Source organism: Paenibacillus sp. EPM92 (assembly GCF_016586185.1).
GTDB lineage: Bacteria > Bacillota > Bacilli > Paenibacillales > NBRC-103111 > Paenibacillus_G > Paenibacillus_G validus.
On record NZ_BCPS01000096.1, the window covers coordinates 80215 to 96766 of the forward strand.

At 51.8% G+C, this 16552-nt stretch carries 13 protein-coding genes; 1 reads left to right on the forward strand and 12 read right to left on the reverse strand.

What is annotated here, in order from left to right; genetic code table 11:
- Positions 1 to 12: 12 nt before the first annotated feature.
- The 10 genes from JMF85_RS23935 to JMF85_RS23980 all read right to left on the reverse strand — a co-directional run bounded on the left by JMF85_RS23935 (position 13) and on the right by JMF85_RS23980 (position 11433).
- Positions 13 to 1347, reverse strand: coding sequence for an LLM class flavin-dependent oxidoreductase (locus JMF85_RS23935; protein ID WP_201319031.1), 1335 nt, complete (start codon positions 1345 to 1347; stop codon positions 13 to 15).
- Positions 1348 to 1674: 327 nt separating this feature from the next.
- Positions 1675 to 2496 (reverse strand): metallophosphoesterase, encoded by an 822-nt coding sequence (locus tag JMF85_RS23940; RefSeq protein WP_201319032.1) that lies wholly within the window; start codon positions 2494 to 2496, stop codon positions 1675 to 1677.
- Between the two features lie 17 nt (positions 2497 to 2513).
- Entirely contained in the window at positions 2514 to 3482 is a 969-nt protein-coding gene (locus tag JMF85_RS23945) for an ABC transporter ATP-binding protein (protein ID WP_201319033.1), read from the reverse strand.
- Complete coding sequence (locus tag JMF85_RS23950; RefSeq protein WP_236595973.1) at positions 3469 to 4494, reverse strand: ABC transporter ATP-binding protein; 1026 nt, start codon at positions 4492 to 4494, stop codon at positions 3469 to 3471. Before JMF85_RS23950 ends, JMF85_RS23945 begins: the two co-directional genes overlap by 14 nt.
- A gap of 11 nt (positions 4495 to 4505) precedes the next feature.
- Positions 4506 to 5318, reverse strand: a complete 813-nt coding sequence (locus JMF85_RS23955) for an ABC transporter permease (RefSeq protein ID WP_127606303.1) — start codon at positions 5316 to 5318, stop codon at positions 4506 to 4508.
- A 10-nt stretch (positions 5319 to 5328) separates the two neighbouring features.
- Positions 5329 to 6270, reverse strand: a complete 942-nt coding sequence (locus JMF85_RS23960) for an ABC transporter permease (RefSeq protein WP_127606305.1) — start codon at positions 6268 to 6270, stop codon at positions 5329 to 5331.
- A gap of 30 nt (positions 6271 to 6300) precedes the next feature.
- A complete protein-coding gene (locus JMF85_RS23965) occupies positions 6301 to 7905 on the reverse strand; it encodes an ABC transporter substrate-binding protein (protein WP_155614779.1) in 1605 nt (534 codons plus the stop codon).
- 39 nt (positions 7906 to 7944) lie between these two features.
- Positions 7945 to 8658: an HAD family hydrolase gene (locus JMF85_RS23970; RefSeq protein ID WP_054799623.1), complete on the reverse strand. Its 714-nt coding sequence runs from the start codon at positions 8656 to 8658 to the stop codon at positions 7945 to 7947.
- A 31-nt stretch (positions 8659 to 8689) separates the two neighbouring features.
- Positions 8690 to 10441, reverse strand: coding sequence for a CocE/NonD family hydrolase (locus tag JMF85_RS23975; protein WP_201319034.1), 1752 nt, complete (start codon positions 10439 to 10441; stop codon positions 8690 to 8692).
- Positions 10441 to 11433 carry a P1 family peptidase gene (locus JMF85_RS23980; protein ID WP_201319035.1) on the reverse strand — a complete coding sequence of 331 codons (993 nt, stop codon included), beginning with the start codon at positions 11431 to 11433 and terminating at the stop codon, positions 10441 to 10443. Before JMF85_RS23980 ends, JMF85_RS23975 begins: the two co-directional genes overlap by 1 nt.
- A gap of 356 nt (positions 11434 to 11789) precedes the next feature.
- On the opposite strand from JMF85_RS23980, the gene JMF85_RS23985 reads away from it, so the two are divergent.
- The gene (locus JMF85_RS23985; protein WP_127608715.1) at positions 11790 to 13103 is read left to right on the forward strand and encodes a hypothetical protein; all 1314 of its coding nucleotides are present in this window, start codon (positions 11790 to 11792) and stop codon (positions 13101 to 13103) included.
- Positions 13104 to 13321: 218 nt separating this feature from the next.
- On the opposite strand, the gene JMF85_RS23990 is transcribed toward JMF85_RS23985, so the two are convergent.
- A complete protein-coding gene (locus JMF85_RS23990) occupies positions 13322 to 15445 on the reverse strand; it encodes a PAS domain S-box protein (protein WP_201319036.1) in 2124 nt (707 codons plus the stop codon).
- Between the two features lie 257 nt (positions 15446 to 15702).
- Positions 15703 to 16497: a helix-turn-helix domain-containing protein gene (locus JMF85_RS23995; protein WP_054799627.1), complete on the reverse strand. Its 795-nt coding sequence runs from the start codon at positions 16495 to 16497 to the stop codon at positions 15703 to 15705.
- Positions 16498 to 16552: the final 55 nt, after the last annotated feature.

Consider the following 16552-nt stretch of genomic DNA (forward strand, 5'->3'; position numbering starts at 1 on the left):
CCTTTCCGCTTCTTATAGGACTGCACTTTTACTAAATTTATTTTGCGGTTTAGCAAGTCCCAGGTGATCCCTTAACATTCGTCCTGCGTATTCCGTTCTGAACAATCCTCTTTGTTGAAGGACGGGAATGACCGTATTTACAAACTCATCCAAGCCCCCCGGTAAATACGGAGGCATGATATTGAAACCGTCGGCTGCTCCGTTTACGTACCATTCTTCCAGTTGATCCGCTATCATTTCGGGCGTACCCACAAGGGTCCGATGACCGCGGGCTCCGGCTATGCGCAAGCTCAGTTCCCTTATCGTTAAGTTTTCTTTTTTGGCCAAATTGACTAAAAGATCGAACCTGCTTTTACCGCCGTTTGTTTCGGCAAATTCAGGCAGCGGGCCGTCCAGCGGATATACCGACAAATCGTGATCCATAAGGTCTGATAAAAGACCCACGCCGGCCATCGGATGAACGAGTTCCTGAAGATAGGCTTCCTTCTCCTTCGCCTCTTTAAGCGTGGAGCCGATAATAGGGAAGACACCCGGCATAATTTTCACTTCATCTGCGGATCTGCCGTATTGAATTAATTGTTTTTTCACGCTGGAATAAAACGCCTCTGCTTCTTCGCGTGTTTGCTGCGCAGTAAAAATAACTTCCGCCGTTTGTGCGGCGAGTTCTTTTCCCGCTCCGGAGGAGCCTGCCTGAATGATAACGGGTCTCCCTTGCGGCGTACGGGAAACATTAAGGGGACCGCGCACCGAAAAGAATTCACCTTCGTAATCAATCGCGTGAATTTTGCTGGAGTCCGCAAAAATTCCAGATTCTTTATCGATGACCAAGGCATCGTCTTCCCAGCTGTCCCATAAGCTCTTGACGACATCAATGTATTCCTTGGCCCGCTGGTACCGCAATCCGTGATCCGGGTGTTTCTCCTTGCTAAAATTGTAGGCCTCTGTAGAATAAGCCGATGTGACCACATTCCAAGCTGCGCGTCCGCCACTCAGATGATCTAAAGACGCGAACATCCGGGCTATATGATAAGGTTCTGTATAGGTTGTTGTTACCGTTGCCGCTAAACCGATATACTCCGTCACCGCCGAGAGTGCGGATAATAAAGTAATCGGCTCCGGCTTCACGGAAGCGGTATAAGATACGGCCGTATCGTTGGGGACTACGACATTATCGGCGAGAAAAATCATATCGAACTTTCCCCGTTCCGCCGTTTGGGCCAATTCCTTATAAAATTTCAGGTCCATGATTCCATTAGATTTCGCACCCGGGTGTCTCCAGGCAGCGAGGTGATGCCCGACATAATATAAGAAGGCTCCTAGATGCATCTGTCTGGCTTCTGAATGCATAGCTTTCTCCTCTTTCCATACCGTATTCTTGATGACATGCAGCTCACATTTTTTCACAAAAAAAGACAGCAGGAAACACAACATCAAAACGTGTTGGTCTCCAGCTGTCTGGTCGAACCTTCAATTCCTATTGGAATTATAGTGTATAAAACTTAACATCTTTCTATTTTGCTGTCAAGGCGCTTTTTGCTTTCTTATAGGATAATTCCCTTCTAAAAGCAACGGAAAAAGGCGATCGCTCCACCCGCTCGGACGGGGAACGTTCGCCTTTTTTTCCTGGCCTGGTCGACTTCAGCCTCATTTATAAAGCTGGCCGATGCTACAGGTTTAAATGTCGATAGTAACGTAAGACTTTGATACTTCCTCATACGCCCGCTTGGAATGCAGCCATTCCTTCTTATCGCCCAGACAATTGCAAATGAACTGCGTGGAGCCGATGGATATCTTTTTTCGGTAATGAACATGTCCGCAAACGGCATATTTGACAGAGCGGCTATAACTCCGGATCAATTCTTGATAGCGCTCGCTTCCCAAAAATGCGTTGAAATAGTCCCAGTCCTTGTGCGGCATCGGTACTGTAAATTGATCGTGATTCACCACGTGCGTCACGAGAATGACCTTTTTGCCGCCGCAGGCTTCAAGCTGCTTTTGGAGCTTGTCATAGAAATGGTCGGTTATCTGCTCGGGTGTACTGCCCCAATTCACGTATAATTTGTCCTTCCATGTTCGATTCCCGTACGTCATCGCACGAAACTGCTCCGGCTCGAAACGCTCGCTGCCGTAAGAAAAGTCATACCAGCCGGTGTCCCCGAGCACGATCCATTCATCGTTGATCGCATACGCTCCTTTGGACAAATTCCGCTCATGGCGTTGAAGCTCTTCATAAATATAGGCGGAGCTTAACTCCGGGTGTTCCAGATTCCAAATGTCATGATTTCCCGGCACAAACAAACATGGAATGCCCGCCCGTTCCTCGATTTCCTCTAACACGTTTAATGTTTGCACGTAATTGTTTGAAATATCTCCAGCCACAATGAGCAGGTCCGTATTCGTTGCCGATGCGGCACTACACAACGCTTCTTGAACAGTTCCGAATTCGTCGTCATTGTTTTTGTCCACATGAAGGTCGGACAATATGCCTATCCTCATTTTTGTTCTCCTCTATGTCAGGTGTATAGGTGGCAGCTGACGAAGTGGCCTTCGCGAATACCGGTGAGCACCGGAGCTTCCGTACTGCATCGTTCATGCGCATGGACGCAGCGGGTTTGAAACGCGCATCCTTTCGGGATATCGAGCGGGCTTGGTATATCCCCTTTCAGGATGATCCGTTCCCTTTTTTCTCTGCGATTTTCGGACGGTATGGCCGATACTAACGCTTTGGTATAAGGATGAAGCGGATTGGCGTACAAGTCTTCGACCTCCGCGATTTCCACAATTTTGCCCAGATACATGACGGCTACCCTGTCGCTCATATAATGTACGACATTCAGATCATGCGATATGAACAAATACGTCAAGTTCAGCTCCCGCTGCAAATCTTTCAGCAGGTTCAGGATTTGCGACTGTACGGATACGTCCAATGCGGAAACCGGCTCATCCAATACGAGAAACTCCGGCTTCAGCATCAGCGACCTGGCTATGCCGATCCGCTGTCTCTGTCCGCCGCTCAATTGATGTGTATAGTGACGGGCGTAGGAGGGGTCCAGTCCGATTCGCAACAGCATGTCATCGACCTGCCGTTTCCGTTCCCGGCTATCTCCAAGCCGGTTTATTTTCAATGGCTCCTCGAGCAGTTCTCCAATCCGGAGTCTCGGATTCAAAGAGGTATAAGGATCTTGAAACACATATTGCATGTGTCTGCGCATGGACCGGGCCCTCGGGCCGCTCAGGCCGGTGATGTCTTTTCCGTTATACACCAGCGTGCCGTCTGTAGCCGGAAGCAGCAGCGATGCCAATTGCCCGACCGTGGACTTGCCGCAGCCGCTTTCACCTACCAGACCTAACGTTTCACCTGCCCGAATGGATAAGGACACGCCGTCAACGGCCCGCAGCGTTTGCCGCTGTCCTCCCCAGAAACCGCCGGCATAATGTTTCTTGATGTTTTGTAACTGTACAATGTCTTCAGCCGGTGCCATAAACCGCAACTCCTTCCTCCTGCACCAAAAAGCACCGTACGGATTGCTGACCGTTCATGCTGTACAAAGCCGGCGTTTCCGCAAAACACCGATCCGTCGCATGTGCGCACCGCGAGTTAAATGTGCAGCCCGGGCCTCTTTCCCGCAGACCGGGAACCGTACCTTGAATGGAAAACAGCCTTTCATATTTCTTTTGCGGCGTCGGTACGGATTGCTTCAATCCGATCGTATAGGGATGCTTTGGATTTTCCAACACCGCTTCCGCTGTGCCTTCCTCTACGATTTGTCCCGCATACATGACTGCAATCCGGTCGCACATATCCGCGATAACACCCAAATCGTGAGAAATGAGCAAAATCGACATGCCCTTCTCTTCGCGAATTTGCCGCATCAAGTCCAAAATTTGCGCTTGAATCGTGACGTCCAGCGCCGTCGTAGGTTCATCGGCAATGAGCAGATGCGGTTCGCCGGAAATCGCTATGGCGATCATGACCCGCTGACGCATGCCGCCGGACAGCTGGTGCGGGTATTCATCCAGAAGCGATTCCGGACGAGGCAGTCCGACAACCCGGAGCAGCTCGTGAGCGCGCTCCCTCGCTTCTTTACGCGAGCATCCGAAATGAAGCCGCAATGACTCCGTAATTTGACTGCCAATAGTAAAGGCCGTATTGAGCGAGCTCATCGGGTCTTGAAACACCATGGAAATTTCTTTCCCCCGTATGCGGCGAAGCTCCTTTTGGCCGAGACGGTGCAGCGGATGCTTCGACTGAAACCATATTTCGCCGCCGCTGATCTGCATCGCTTTCGGCTGCAGTCCGAGAATGGAGAGCGAAAGAACGCTTTTTCCGCTGCCGGATTCCCCGACGATACCTACAGTCTCCCCTTTAGCCACCGAAAGCGAAACTCCGCCAAGGACGGACAGCGTTTCGCGGGAGGACGTTGTTAATTGCAGCTCTAGATCGCGTATGTCGAGAAGAAACTCTGCCCGATGCATGGAGTTTGCAGAAACCATCTCATCACCTTCTATTGTCGTTTGTCACGCAGGTCTCGGATGCCGTCGCCGAGCAGGTTAAAGCCGAGTACGGTGACGGTAATGAATAGACCTGGGGCGAGCGCATACCAGGGCGCTTTGCCGATATAGCTTTGCGATTCGTTCAACATCCGGCCCCAGCTTGGGTCCGGCGGTTGGACTCCAAGCCCCAGGTAGCTGAGCGCGGCTTCTACCAATATCGCGGTGGAGAAGCTTAATGCCGCCGTCGTAACAACCGGAGACAGGATGTTAGGTAATATTTGTTTGAAAATAATGTTGGCATGGCCTGCTCCGATACCTCTTGCCGCCTTCACGAACTCGGCTTCCTTCATGTGCAGAAATCCGCTGCGCACGACCCTTGAAAAAGCCGGAACGGACAAAATCCCGATCGCGATCATCGTCTGGAACAGGCTCGGCTTAAAGAGGGACACGAGCAGCAGCGCAAGCAGCACACCCGGAAAGGCCAGAAGCGCGTCGATGAACCGCATCAACAGTTCGTCGGCCCATTTGCCCACATAACCGGCGATCGTGCCGATGAGCAGGCCGCCCGTAAGCCCGATCGCGACGGATACCGTACCCACCTTAAAAGCCGTTTGCGTTCCTTCCATAACGCGGCTTAGAATATCCCGGCCGAAATTGTCGGTTCCGAGCAGGTGAGCGGCGCTGGGCGCTTGCAGCCGGTCTGCGATGCTCATGTCATTGACCCCGTACGGCACGTAAATCAGACTGACCAGCATAAGGAGAAAGAGAACCGCTATACAGACGGCTCCCACAACGAGACTGAAGCTTAATTTTGTCATCCTCATATGCAAACCTCTACTTTAAGCGGATTTTCGGATCCAGCCAGCGATAGGACAAGTCAACGATAAAATTGGTCGTGATGACGATAAATGCGATCATAAGGACCATGCCCTGCACTAGCGGATAATCGCGGTTGCCAATACCGGTGATAAGCAGGCCGCCAAGCCCCGGCAATGTGAAAACTTGTTCGACCACAAGGCTTCCCGCCAGTAATTCTCCGAAATTGATGCCGACAATCGTCACGACGGGCAACAGTGCGTTCTTCAGCACGTGCTTGTAATACACCGTGGATTCCTTCAATCCCTTGCTTCTGGCCGTGCGAACGTAATCCAGATGAAGCTGCTCCAGCATCGTCGTACGCAAGTAGCGTACGACGATCGCAATTTGCGGAAGCGCCAGGGCAACGGAAGGTAGCAGCAATGATTTAAATGCCAGCAGCGGGTTTTCCGACCAGGGCACATAGGCGCTGACCGAAAACCATTTGAGCGTGAGCGCGAACAGGAGAATGAGGATGATGCCCATCCAGAAGGACGGGATAGCGAGCCCGATCTGCGAACCGATTGAAATGATGATATCCACGGCTTTACCCTTTGACCTTGCGGCTGCGATCCCGAGTGGGATAGCCGTCACCGTCGTAAGGAGCAGCGCAAGCAGCGCTAACGACAAGGTGACTGGAAAGCGGCTGCCGATCAGATGCAGCACCGGCTCCGAGAAGCGAAGCGAATCGCCGAAATCGAGCCCGGCCACACCTCTCATCCAGCTTGCAAACTGTTCGGGCAGCGGTCGGTCCGTCCCCAGCTTGGCTTCCAGCAAAGCAATTTGCTCGTCGGAAGCTTCAGGACCCAAAATCGTCAGCGCCGGATTGCCTGGAATGATCCGAAATACGGAAAAAGTAAGAAGTACGACGAATAACACGGTCAAAAGGAGGGTCAGGATTCTGCGTACTAGATAGGGCAAGGCAAGTTCTCCTCCTTGATTCGTAGGTCCTTACTCCTTCAAGTAAACCGTCGACAAATCCTGGACGTAAAGCGGATATTGCTTGTATCCGTCCAGCTTTTTGTTCAATGCCACATTGAGGTTCGGATCCATGATATAAACAGCGGCAGCGTCATTCGACAAAATCGTTTGGACTTGTTTATACAGCGCCACTCGTTTGGCGTCGTCGACTTCCGTCACCGCCGCTTTCAGCGTTTTATCGAACTCGTCGCTCTTGTAGTTAAAGAAGTTATTCGCGGAATCGGACAAATATTTGTTCAAGATTTGGTAAGGATCCAGCTTCCCGTCCAGTCCGATGATGGTCAAATCGTAATTGCGGTTTTTGTAAATCCGGTCCAGCCATACCGCCCATTCCACCGGTTCAATCTTCACTTTAATGCCGACTTTCGCCAGCTGCTGCACGATCACTTGGGCCGTATCGACATGAAATGGATAGTTGGACGGAACCGAGAGCGTCGTTTCAAAGCCGTCTTTGTAGCCGGCTTCAGCAAGCAGACTCTTGGCTTTGTCGAGATTCGTCTTATAGGTGTCTTCCAGACCGGCCTGATAGTACTTGGACAAGACGGGGCTGAGATTGGAGCCGAGCTTCGTTCCGTTGCCGAGCGCCACCCCTTTGATGATCTCATCCTTGTCGATGGCGTAATTGATTGCCTGACGGACTTTAATATCGTTGAACGGTTTCCGCGAAATGTTGAAGGTCATCAGCTGGACCAGGTTTTGCGGTGCGCTAAGCTTGGTGTAGCTATCCCCCAGGGTTGAAATCGGGTCGTTTCCGATCCGCGGATAAATGTCGGCTTCGCCTGATTTAAGAGCCGCCAGAGAAGCGTTGGCATCCGTGATGATCCGGAACTCGACTTTGTCCAATGAGGGAACGCCTTTCACGTAGTAATCGGCAAACTTCTCCACGACAAGACGCTGTCCCGGGACGTATTCTTTGAATTTAAAGGGCCCGGTGCCGATTGGAAGCTTGTTGCTGTCTTGATAATCTTTAGGAATGACGGTTGCCGTAAGTGCCGTCAAGAATGAAGAATTGTTCTTTTTCAATGTAATGACGACGGTGCCTGCATCAGACGCCTCGATCGCTTGCACATCCTGGAATGCCGGATTTAGCGGCTTGCCGGTAGCGGTGCCGGCCAAACGATCGTAGGAAAATTTAACATCCTGCGAAGTAACGGGATTGCCGTTATGGAATTTGACGCCGCTGCGAAGCTTGAACGTATAAGTCAGACCGTCCGGCGATACTTGATAAGACTCGGCGACGGCCGGGAGAAGCTCCCCTTTCTCGTTAGGCTTCAGCAGTCCTTCAAAAACATTGAACAGTACTTCGGACGTGCCCGCAGCAACCGCAAGATGAGGGTCCAGGTAGTCGAGATCTTGAGGGATAAGGACTACAACGTTGCCTCCCTCTTTCTTCCCTCCGCTTGTATTTTGTGCACCTGCCTTGGACGCATCCTGCGAATCGGACGACTCCGGCTTCACCGCATTGGACGAGCCTTCACCGTTAGTCCCTCCGGCGCTGCTGCAGGCCGCTAAGGCCAAGATCAACAAGATGAAGGGTACTGTAAATAAAGATCGAGCATTCCGCTTTGCTTTCATAGGCTTCCCATTCCTTTTTTTTGTAGATTAGTAGTTGGGTTACGAAATGATTTTGTTGTCCTGCCTGAACAGCAGCTCCGGCAGCTCTTCGACAGACAATAACGTGCGTTCGAATGTGATCTCCTCGATGCCGAGAGTGCCGAACCGATTAATCAAGATCGGCTTCATCCCTGCTTTCGCGCTGCCCACTACGTCGTCGTAATAATTATCTCCCACATATAAACATTGCTTGGGGTCGACTCCGGCGAGTTCCGCCGCCTTGAGAAAAATTCTGACATCCGGCTTCTCCACTTGAACTTCGGACGATACGATAATGTGGTCCAAATAAGGCAGCAGTCCTGTTTCCTCCAAGACGGTTCTAGCGCTGGCATCCCAATTCGAAATCAAGCCGATGCCGACCGAAGCTTTCTTTAGAAGGGCCAGCACAGGGTGGGAGAACGGAAACGGCTTCCACCTGGGAGACTGAGCTATCTGGATATCCCGCAGCCGACGGCATTGATCGTGCAGGTCGAACCGGACGCCCAGCGTATAATTGAGCACGCCCACATACCAGGGCATATACGTATGGATTTGTTTGCCTAACGCCCCCGGGTATTCCCGCATAAAAAGCTTGTCGGTCAAATGATAAGCTTCTTCAATGTCTTCCAAGCTGAGTTCGATGCCCTGCTCCAGCCAGAATTGCTGATACTCCTTCTCTCTCTCTTGATACACTAACGTATAGCCAAGATCGAACCATATATACGATGTCTGCATGTGTGCCTCCGCTGACGTATAATTGAACAAATTACTGCTTGCTGTTGACGACCGGCAGCGTCAGCTTCGACGCAAAGCGGCGGTCGTGATAAATTGTTTGCGTAGCCGTTACAAAATCCGCAGCGGTCACCTGACCGGGATTCATCATCCGGTTGGGATTACGGTCGAAGGTCGGGAACAGTGAGCTCGTGATATCCAGCCTGACGGAGTGGCCTTTCTTGAACACATTGGCGGTCGGCCCGAGTGAAACGACGTATTGGATCACCTCGCCCGGCGGAACCGGCTCCGGTTTCTCAAGACCTCCTCTATAGCTGGCCCGCACGATCCCTTCGGCAATGTTGATCGCTCTTCCGTCCGGATAGACATCCACTAGTTTGGCTACGAAATCGGTATCCTCCGCTGTCGTGGATGCATACAGCTCGACGGACACTTCCCCGATTACCGTCAAATCCTCCTTCAGAACGTCGGACGTATAGACCAGCACATCGTTTCTGATTTCAACCGGAAGCTGGTTTTTCGGTCCCATCGGAGTGAGATCGGGAACCGCGCCCGACCTGCCGCCCAATGCGGGAACGGGAATCGAAGGATGATAGACATATACATCTGGCGGTTCATCCAGCGGTTCGGTCAGGCTCAGCTTTCCGTCGCCGTTCACGGAATTAGCTTTGTACAAGCTGTGCAAGTAATAGGCTGCTGCTTGGCTCCCCTGCACAGGCCAGCTTTCCGCTTCCAACCATTTGTCTGCCCCCATGACGAACAGACGAACGGGGGACGGCTGGGGAGCAGCCGGCTCCACACTTTTCAACCATCGGTCAAACCACTGAAGCTGAACGGAATCGATTTCATTCGCGGCCTCCGGTCCGAAATCCACTTCGCCGACGTATCTCGACCACGGCATGTGGTACCAAGGCTCGATAAACAAGTATTGATTTTTCCGCGCCCTTTCGGTTGCGCCGTGCTGGCTTACGCCCAAGTAGTTCTCGATAGTCCCGTCAATAAAAATGTCATACCACCCGCCGATGTGCAGGGCGGGCACCTCAATGGCTTTATAATTCTCCCTCAAGGAAATCTGGCGCCAGTAGTCGTCGCGGGCCGGGTGCTCCAGCCACTCCAGATAATAAGGTGCGGTTTCCTTGACCGCCTCCAGAGGGCTGTTCAGCGGAAGCGCTTTGTAATAACCGTGGATACCGGCATATAGAGAAGACAGCTCTTCCGCCCGCTCCGGCCGGTTATTCCTTAATGCCGTATCTTGGGCCACGAACAATATCCAGGATAGCGTACAAGCCAGCGCAAAGGCGCCGTTCCGGTAAGCTTTCCCTTGATACGAATCGGAACCGATCATGCCGGGCGCGATACAGACCAAATGCGGCGGGCGGCTTACCGCAGCAAGCCATTGCGCGGCTCCCACATAGGAGAAACCGTACATCCCGACATTCGGGATGACACCCGGGAGAGATGCAGCCCATTCAACTGTGTCGTAACCGTCTTCGGCTTCCTTCACGTAAGGATGAAAATCCCCTTCCGATGTCCATCGTCCCCGCACATCCTGGACGACGACAACATAACCGTGGCGGGCATACCAAGCAGGATGGGCATAATTCATCGTTTGCGCGTCTTCTTTGTTGTAAGGCGTTCTCATCAGCAGTACCGGGTACTTCTCGCTCTTGTCTCCTGCAGCAGGACGATAAATATCGGCATACAGCGTCACGCCGTCACGCATCGGAACCGGTACGTTCTTCTCCACCGTTACCGATCCGATGGACGTTATCGTGCTATCGGTCATCAGGCGTCACCTTCCAACCGGCGCTTCCGCAAGTCGCGGTAGGCCGGGAGTCCGCCCGCTCCATCCGCTGTCATGACGGCTCTTACGATTGCCGTTGCCAGCACTTCGGCCGACACCGCTCCGACCAAATCCACCGAGGCCTCGACCTCTCCCGTAGCGGCGGCAAATACGGTATCTCCGTCGAACATCGTATGTACGGGGTAAATGGTGCGGGCTAATCCGTCATGCGCCATTTCGGCCACTTTCTTCGCCTGGGCTTTGGTCAGTTTTGCGTTGCTCGCCACAACGGCAAGCGTCGTATTCGTCCCTTGCGGAATGTTAGTAAACGCAAACGGCTTATCGTACAACCAGCTGCGGCTGTCCACCGGATGGCCTTCGCGGTCTAGCGAACCGGCCAGCAATTCGCCCGTTCGGGGATCGCGAACTTCTCCCATCGCATTCAAGGCCACAATGGCGCCGATCACGAGCCCATTCGGATAACGGACGGATGCCGTGCCGATTCCCGCTTTCATCGCGCCCTCGAATCCGCCCAATTTCCCGACGGAAGCGCCGCAGCCTGCACCAACGTTACCTTCCCTGTCTTCCGTAGGGGAGGCCAGCGCTGCCGCCCGGTATCCCATATCTCGGTCAGGCCTTACTTTCGGATCTCCGATGGACAGATCGAACAATACGGCTGACGGAACGATAGGAACGACGCCAACTCCGACATCGACCCCGATCCCTTTTTCCTCCAGCCATGCGACAACCCCGCCGGCTGCATCCAATCCGAAGCTGGTGCCGCCGCTTAAACAAACCGCATGGACTCGATCCACCAACCCGGTCGGGTCGAGCAAATCGGTTTCCCTGGTACCGGGGGCGGAACCCCGAACGTCAACGCTGCACACCGCACCTTCCTCCCAAATGATAACGGTGCAGCCTGTAAATGCTTTGGTGTTTTCCGCGTGTCCCACTTTCGTGCCGGGAACATCTGTAATCGATCCAGCGGACCCCATGTCTCCCCCTCCGGTTGCTCAGTATCTTCGGAATCATTTCTTTGTGGAAATAAAAAAAATGCCGCTCTAATCATTCGATTAGTAGCTGACATTTCCAGTAATCTGGTCAATGCTGAAATTCCGACTCGTTCGGTTGGAATAATACTATCACACCTATTTTTGAGAAGTCAATACATCTTTTTCCAAAAAATGTAGTTGACAATCCCCATATTTGTCATTACCATAGCAATCATCTGAAATACAAATCAGCTCTGCAAACATAACCTAATACTCCGTTCGACCAGTCCAACTGGAGACATTTTCTTCTTAGCGAAGAGAATGTCTTTTTTTATTCCAACCACATTGGAGGATCTCCTATGACGAAACCGCTTCAAGACGCCCGCCTCTCGATTGACTCCGAGCGCTTGCAGGAACTGCTTCAATTTCCGCTCGTCGAAGCGCTGTTCGGCCGGCGATCCCGCCGTTTCTTCCGCGGAGCGGAAATCCCGGACGGACCGCTCGCCTACAAATCGAAGTATGAACCTGAGCCACTGGACGACCTTGAGAAAATTTTGATTCTGCTCGCGGTCGGCGGTGTCACCGGTTGGCATCATTCCATCACTAGGCATGACCGGTACAAGCCGCACCTGTCCAACTATTCCGGCTCGGCTACAGGCAGAACCTTCCCTTCGGCCGCAGGCTTCCATACGTCGGAAATTTTCTTCACCGATGATACCGGCACCTACATTTTCAAAACCAGAGATGCCGTTCCCGAAGTCAAGAAAGGGGAAGACGGCAAGCACGACGTCGAGCAATTGATTCTAACTTACAAAAAACATATTCATCGCATTTCGGAACAAAGACTGCACATCCCGAACTACGAGCCCTACATGGAAGGCCATAACTCATGGGTTGCCAACAAACCGGGAACTTTTCTGGCTTTCCCTGTAGGGGATCTGGCACAACATACGATAGCCAATCTATGTTTCTATGTGCAGAACGGGCTCAGCATCTATGACGATATCAATGGACGGAACATTCCAGGTATCGAACAATTCCAGGACATCATCGGTACCGAGAATCCTCTGCCGTTAACGTTTCTCGATCAATATTCGCTTGCGGAACTATCCGCCGAGCTCGCCACTTCCACTTATGCCGGCGTGCTTATGCAGCAGGCTCTGGGACTCGGCGGCTGGATGTTCGACGGCATAGACCGCCTGACCGTTCTCGGAGCCAGCGCAGACCCTGCGGTTCCTGGTTTAGGCTTCCGTTATGATGCGGATGAGCGCTGGGCTCTTCCGAATCCTACCGGGCTGGAAGGCGTGTTCGTTTCTTACACTCCGCCGCACTTTAAGGATATGCGTGCTGCCGTCGACGCTTTCTGCGACAGGAAATTCGGTGTCAACGGCCCGTTCCATCCGGATACGCCCGGACCTTGGAAGGACAGCCAAAAGGTGCGCGGCAGCGCCCAAGTCCATGACGAGCAGTTTCGCAGCGCGGTCGCCCACCAAGCGCAATATATTTACGACACGTTCGGCAAATTCCCGGCGACCGTTCCGTCAGTCTATTCCTTGATGTACTTGCAGACCCATCATCTGGATTTGGATTTCTATGATCAATTTTTCGGTCCGCATTCGTATCTTCACACCCATGCGAAACACTTGGAACGTTGGCATAGCATAACCAAATAACAAAGAAATAACGAATACACTTCTACCAAAAAGCATGCTGCCGAGTGGTGGTCATAGCCCCTTCAAGCAGACCATGTAACAGAGACTGTACTTGATTAAGCGGCGACCGCTTTCCGGAATTCAACCGGTGAGCGGTCGCCTAGTTTTTATCTGAAAGCATCCCGTGTAGTAAAATTCAATCAGCAATCATTCGAATGTGAGAACGGTTTGAACGTCCCTTATTGAATCAGCGGCAAAACAACCTCCACTTGAGTACCTTGATTTAACTTACTGTAGAAACAGATTTGTCCACCGTGGGATTCGATAATTTTATAGCACATCATGAGTCCCAGACCTGTTCCCTTGACTTTCGTCGAGTAGAACGGTTCACCTAAGGAAGGAATCCGCTCCGCGGGAATGCCGCACCCCTGATCCTCGACGGTCGTTACGATCCGATTCCCCTCTACGAGATCGGCACGAATCGTAATTTCACCGCCGTCGGGCATGGACTCGATCGCATTTTTAACTAGGTTAATGAAGACCTGCTTGATTTGGACAGGAGAGCATACAATCGGCGGAAGCCCCTCCGCAATCCGGGTGACTATGGTTACGTTGTTCATTAACGCCTGTGACTCAAGCAGTGTGGCGACACCTTGAAGAATGACGTTCACTTGTGCCTGCTTCGGATTATGCTTCTCCGGCTTCGCAATGAGCAGCAGCTCGCTCACGATAAAATTGATCCGATCGAGCTCTTCCATCATGATGCCGTAATATTCGCTTTTACCTCCTTGCCCGCTTCTCATCACCTGCAGAAACCCTCGTAAAGCGGTGAGCGGGTTGCGTATTTCGTGGGCGAGTCCCGCAGCAAGCTGGCCGACGACGCCGAGTTTATCGGACTTTCTTAACAGCTCTTCCGTCTTCTTCCGCTCCGTAATATCCCGGGAAATAGCGGAATAAGCAATAATTTCCCCGTCGTTATCCCTTAATGGAGAAACAGTAAGATCGATATCGATCAAGCGTCCGTCCTTCCGTTTCCGTACGGTCCCGAGCCCTGTCGCAGATTGCCCGAATAAAGTAATCTTCTTCAGAGAATTCTCCTCTTCGCTGGCCGTATTCTCCGGAAAGACGGGTAATTTCCGATCCCGAAGCTCTTCCAGCGTCCAACCATATACGGTTTCGAACGCCGGGTTCACCCAGAGGACCTTCCCGTCCAAATCAACCAGATCAATAGCATCCGACGTGTGCTGAACAAATGACTCCAGCAGTTCCTTCGTCCTGCGAAGCTCTTCTTCCGCCTTCTTCTTCTCCGATATATCGACGCATGAAGCGATCACCTCGACTACTTGGCCGTTCCGTTTGATCGGCTTCAGGGAAGCCAGATAAGTGACTCCGTTTCCTGCATAGCCTTCATACAGCACATGTTCTTCCCCTTGCCAGGCTCGCCGGTAATACTGTTCTTTACGAAGAGCCGTTTCGGCAGGTAAGAAATCTCGCAGCTCATGACCGATAATTTGCTCCGGCGTATGCCCCGCACGATACACCAATTCCCCCGCGCACATCGTGTGGATAAACCGGCCGTCGATTTCCTTGCATTTAAACGTCATTCCCTGCTGCTTCGTAATAATCTCCTGAAGCTCCTGTTCCTTCGAGCGTAACGATTCCTCTACCTGTTCCAAACTCGTCAGTTCTCTGCCTATAACATGATAGCCGGTGGTCCGCTCATCCGTCATAATGGGTACGACTTTGACCTCCAGGTTCACCGCGTGGCCGCCTTTGTGCTGGATCGTGACGATAGTTTCATTCTTGGCAAGCACGAAATCGTCCAAGCTGCGTCCTAACGCTTCTCCTAAGGTGTACCCGCTTACTTGTTCGGCAGCCGGATTGGCATCCTCGATCTCACAGGATGTGTTGATCCTGATCATCGCCGCCGGATTATAGTAAAGCAGCGAATGATAGCGCTGCTCCATGCTTTTGTACAACGAAATGTCCTGCATATGAATAAGGAGAAACTCGGGTTGGTTGGATGCATCGTACATGAACTCCATCTGCAGCCCATACCAGTGTTCATGTCCTTGCGGATCGGTTAAGCGTTGTTCCGAAGCGCAAGTAGTGATGCTTCCTTCTAATAACCGCCCTACATCCATCTGGAGGACGGAAACATCCGGCGACCACGCAAGCTGATGCCAGCCCATAGTCAACAGTTCTTCTTCGTGATGGCCGGTCATCCGACAAAAGGCAGGGTTAACGCTAACAAAGCGGCCTTCGAGATGGCATACGCCGATACCAGTAGGACTAGCGTAGCAAATTTGCTTCCATCTCTCATTTATAGCGCCTGGTCTATCAAAAGAACTTGAATGTCTCATGTAGCCGCCCCCGCAATAACGATGTGATTAGATGTAACAGATTTCGATTCATTATCAAGAAATTCCTGCTAATCCTCGAAATGACTATTTGTCTATCACCTTCAATATCTAGACACCGCTGCTATTGCAACGTTCACTGAACTCAAATACCACCTCTTCGGCTACATCCTGCCCTCTATGTAATCACTGCTGAAACTTCAACCTGTTCGGCCTCATTCGGCAAGTGAGGAACTTGGGACAGAAGCAACAGGCGGCTCTTAGCGATGGCTATTTTGCAAAACCCTGCTCAGGAAACGATTCATCAAAATCGGTAGAGATATCAGGATGGGAGGGTCGTCCAGCCGGGGAACGTGGAGTGTCACTTGCTGATGCGGGACGGATGAAAAAGGATTGACCAGGAGCGGCTCTTTCGATCTGGTGCGTAAGGTGGTGTGCGGAAGCAGAATATCCATGGCGCACATTCCCCAAGAGACTGATGTAGCCATCAAATAATAAGTGCCCGGTGTGACGTTCATAAAGCAAAAATCTCCTAAAGAAGAAAGCAGCGTTCCGTATAAAGGCAGCCCTTCAGGAATCGGTTTGGCAAACAAACCAATAAGAATAACTCCCTCAAAAGGAATTTCCGCTTGAACCGTCCCTCTAATTTGGTTGTGTGCAGTTACAGCAGGGCTCGACATACGCCAATCGCTAAGCATCTGCAATGAACACAAGTGGTTGCCCGCTTGCAGCGTCGAGTTCCGAAATTCGGATGGCGTCACCCCCACCCGTTCAGTAAATCGGGTGGTGAAGGTTCCCAGACTCTGCTGCCCGATCTCCAATGCGATATCGCGAACAGTCAGATTCGTGCGCAACAACAAATCTTTTGCCTTTTGCAATCGGAGGGATGAAACATAATATAGGGGGGAAAGGCCGATTCTTTCTTTAAAAATGCGCGTGAAATGATATGGACTATAACCTGCGTATTGGGCCAATCGGGAAAGCGGAAGCGGATCATAGATATGTTGATGAATATAGGCGATCACTTCATCTATTTCTGAATACCGGTCCGTCACCTTCGTGCTCAACCTTCTTTCCGTCCATATACTTTGTGCTTGCGCACACTGGTTC

What these genes read in the sequence shown, in the direction of transcription:
- JMF85_RS23935 (WP_201319031.1), bottom strand. Translation starts at nt 1,347, where the DNA reads ATGCATTCAGAAGCCAGACAGATGCATCTAGGAGCCTTCTTATATTAT.
- JMF85_RS23940 (WP_201319032.1), bottom strand. Translation starts at nt 2,496, where the DNA reads ATGAGGATAGGCATATTGTCCGACCTTCATGTGGACAAAAACAATGAC.
- JMF85_RS23945 (WP_201319033.1), bottom strand. Translation starts at nt 3,482, where the DNA reads ATGGCACCGGCTGAAGACATTGTACAGTTACAAAACATCAAGAAACAT.
- JMF85_RS23950 (WP_236595973.1), bottom strand. Translation starts at nt 4,494, where the DNA reads ATGGTTTCTGCAAACTCCATGCATCGGGCAGAGTTTCTTCTCGACATA.
- JMF85_RS23955 (WP_127606303.1), bottom strand. Translation starts at nt 5,318, where the DNA reads ATGAGGATGACAAAATTAAGCTTCAGTCTCGTTGTGGGAGCCGTCTGT.
- JMF85_RS23965 (WP_155614779.1), bottom strand. Translation starts at nt 7,905, where the DNA reads ATGAAAGCAAAGCGGAATGCTCGATCTTTATTTACAGTACCCTTCATC.
- JMF85_RS23970 (WP_054799623.1), bottom strand. Translation starts at nt 8,658, where the DNA reads ATGCAGACATCGTATATATGGTTCGATCTTGGCTATACGTTAGTGTAT.
- JMF85_RS23975 (WP_201319034.1), bottom strand. Translation starts at nt 10,441, where the DNA reads ATGACCGATAGCACGATAACGTCCATCGGATCGGTAACGGTGGAGAAG.
- JMF85_RS23980 (WP_201319035.1), bottom strand. Translation starts at nt 11,433, where the DNA reads ATGGGGTCCGCTGGATCGATTACAGATGTTCCCGGCACGAAAGTGGGA.
- JMF85_RS23985 (WP_127608715.1), top strand. Translation starts at nt 11,790, where the DNA reads ATGACGAAACCGCTTCAAGACGCCCGCCTCTCGATTGACTCCGAGCGC.
- JMF85_RS23990 (WP_201319036.1), bottom strand. Translation starts at nt 15,445, where the DNA reads ATGAGACATTCAAGTTCTTTTGATAGACCAGGCGCTATAAATGAGAGA.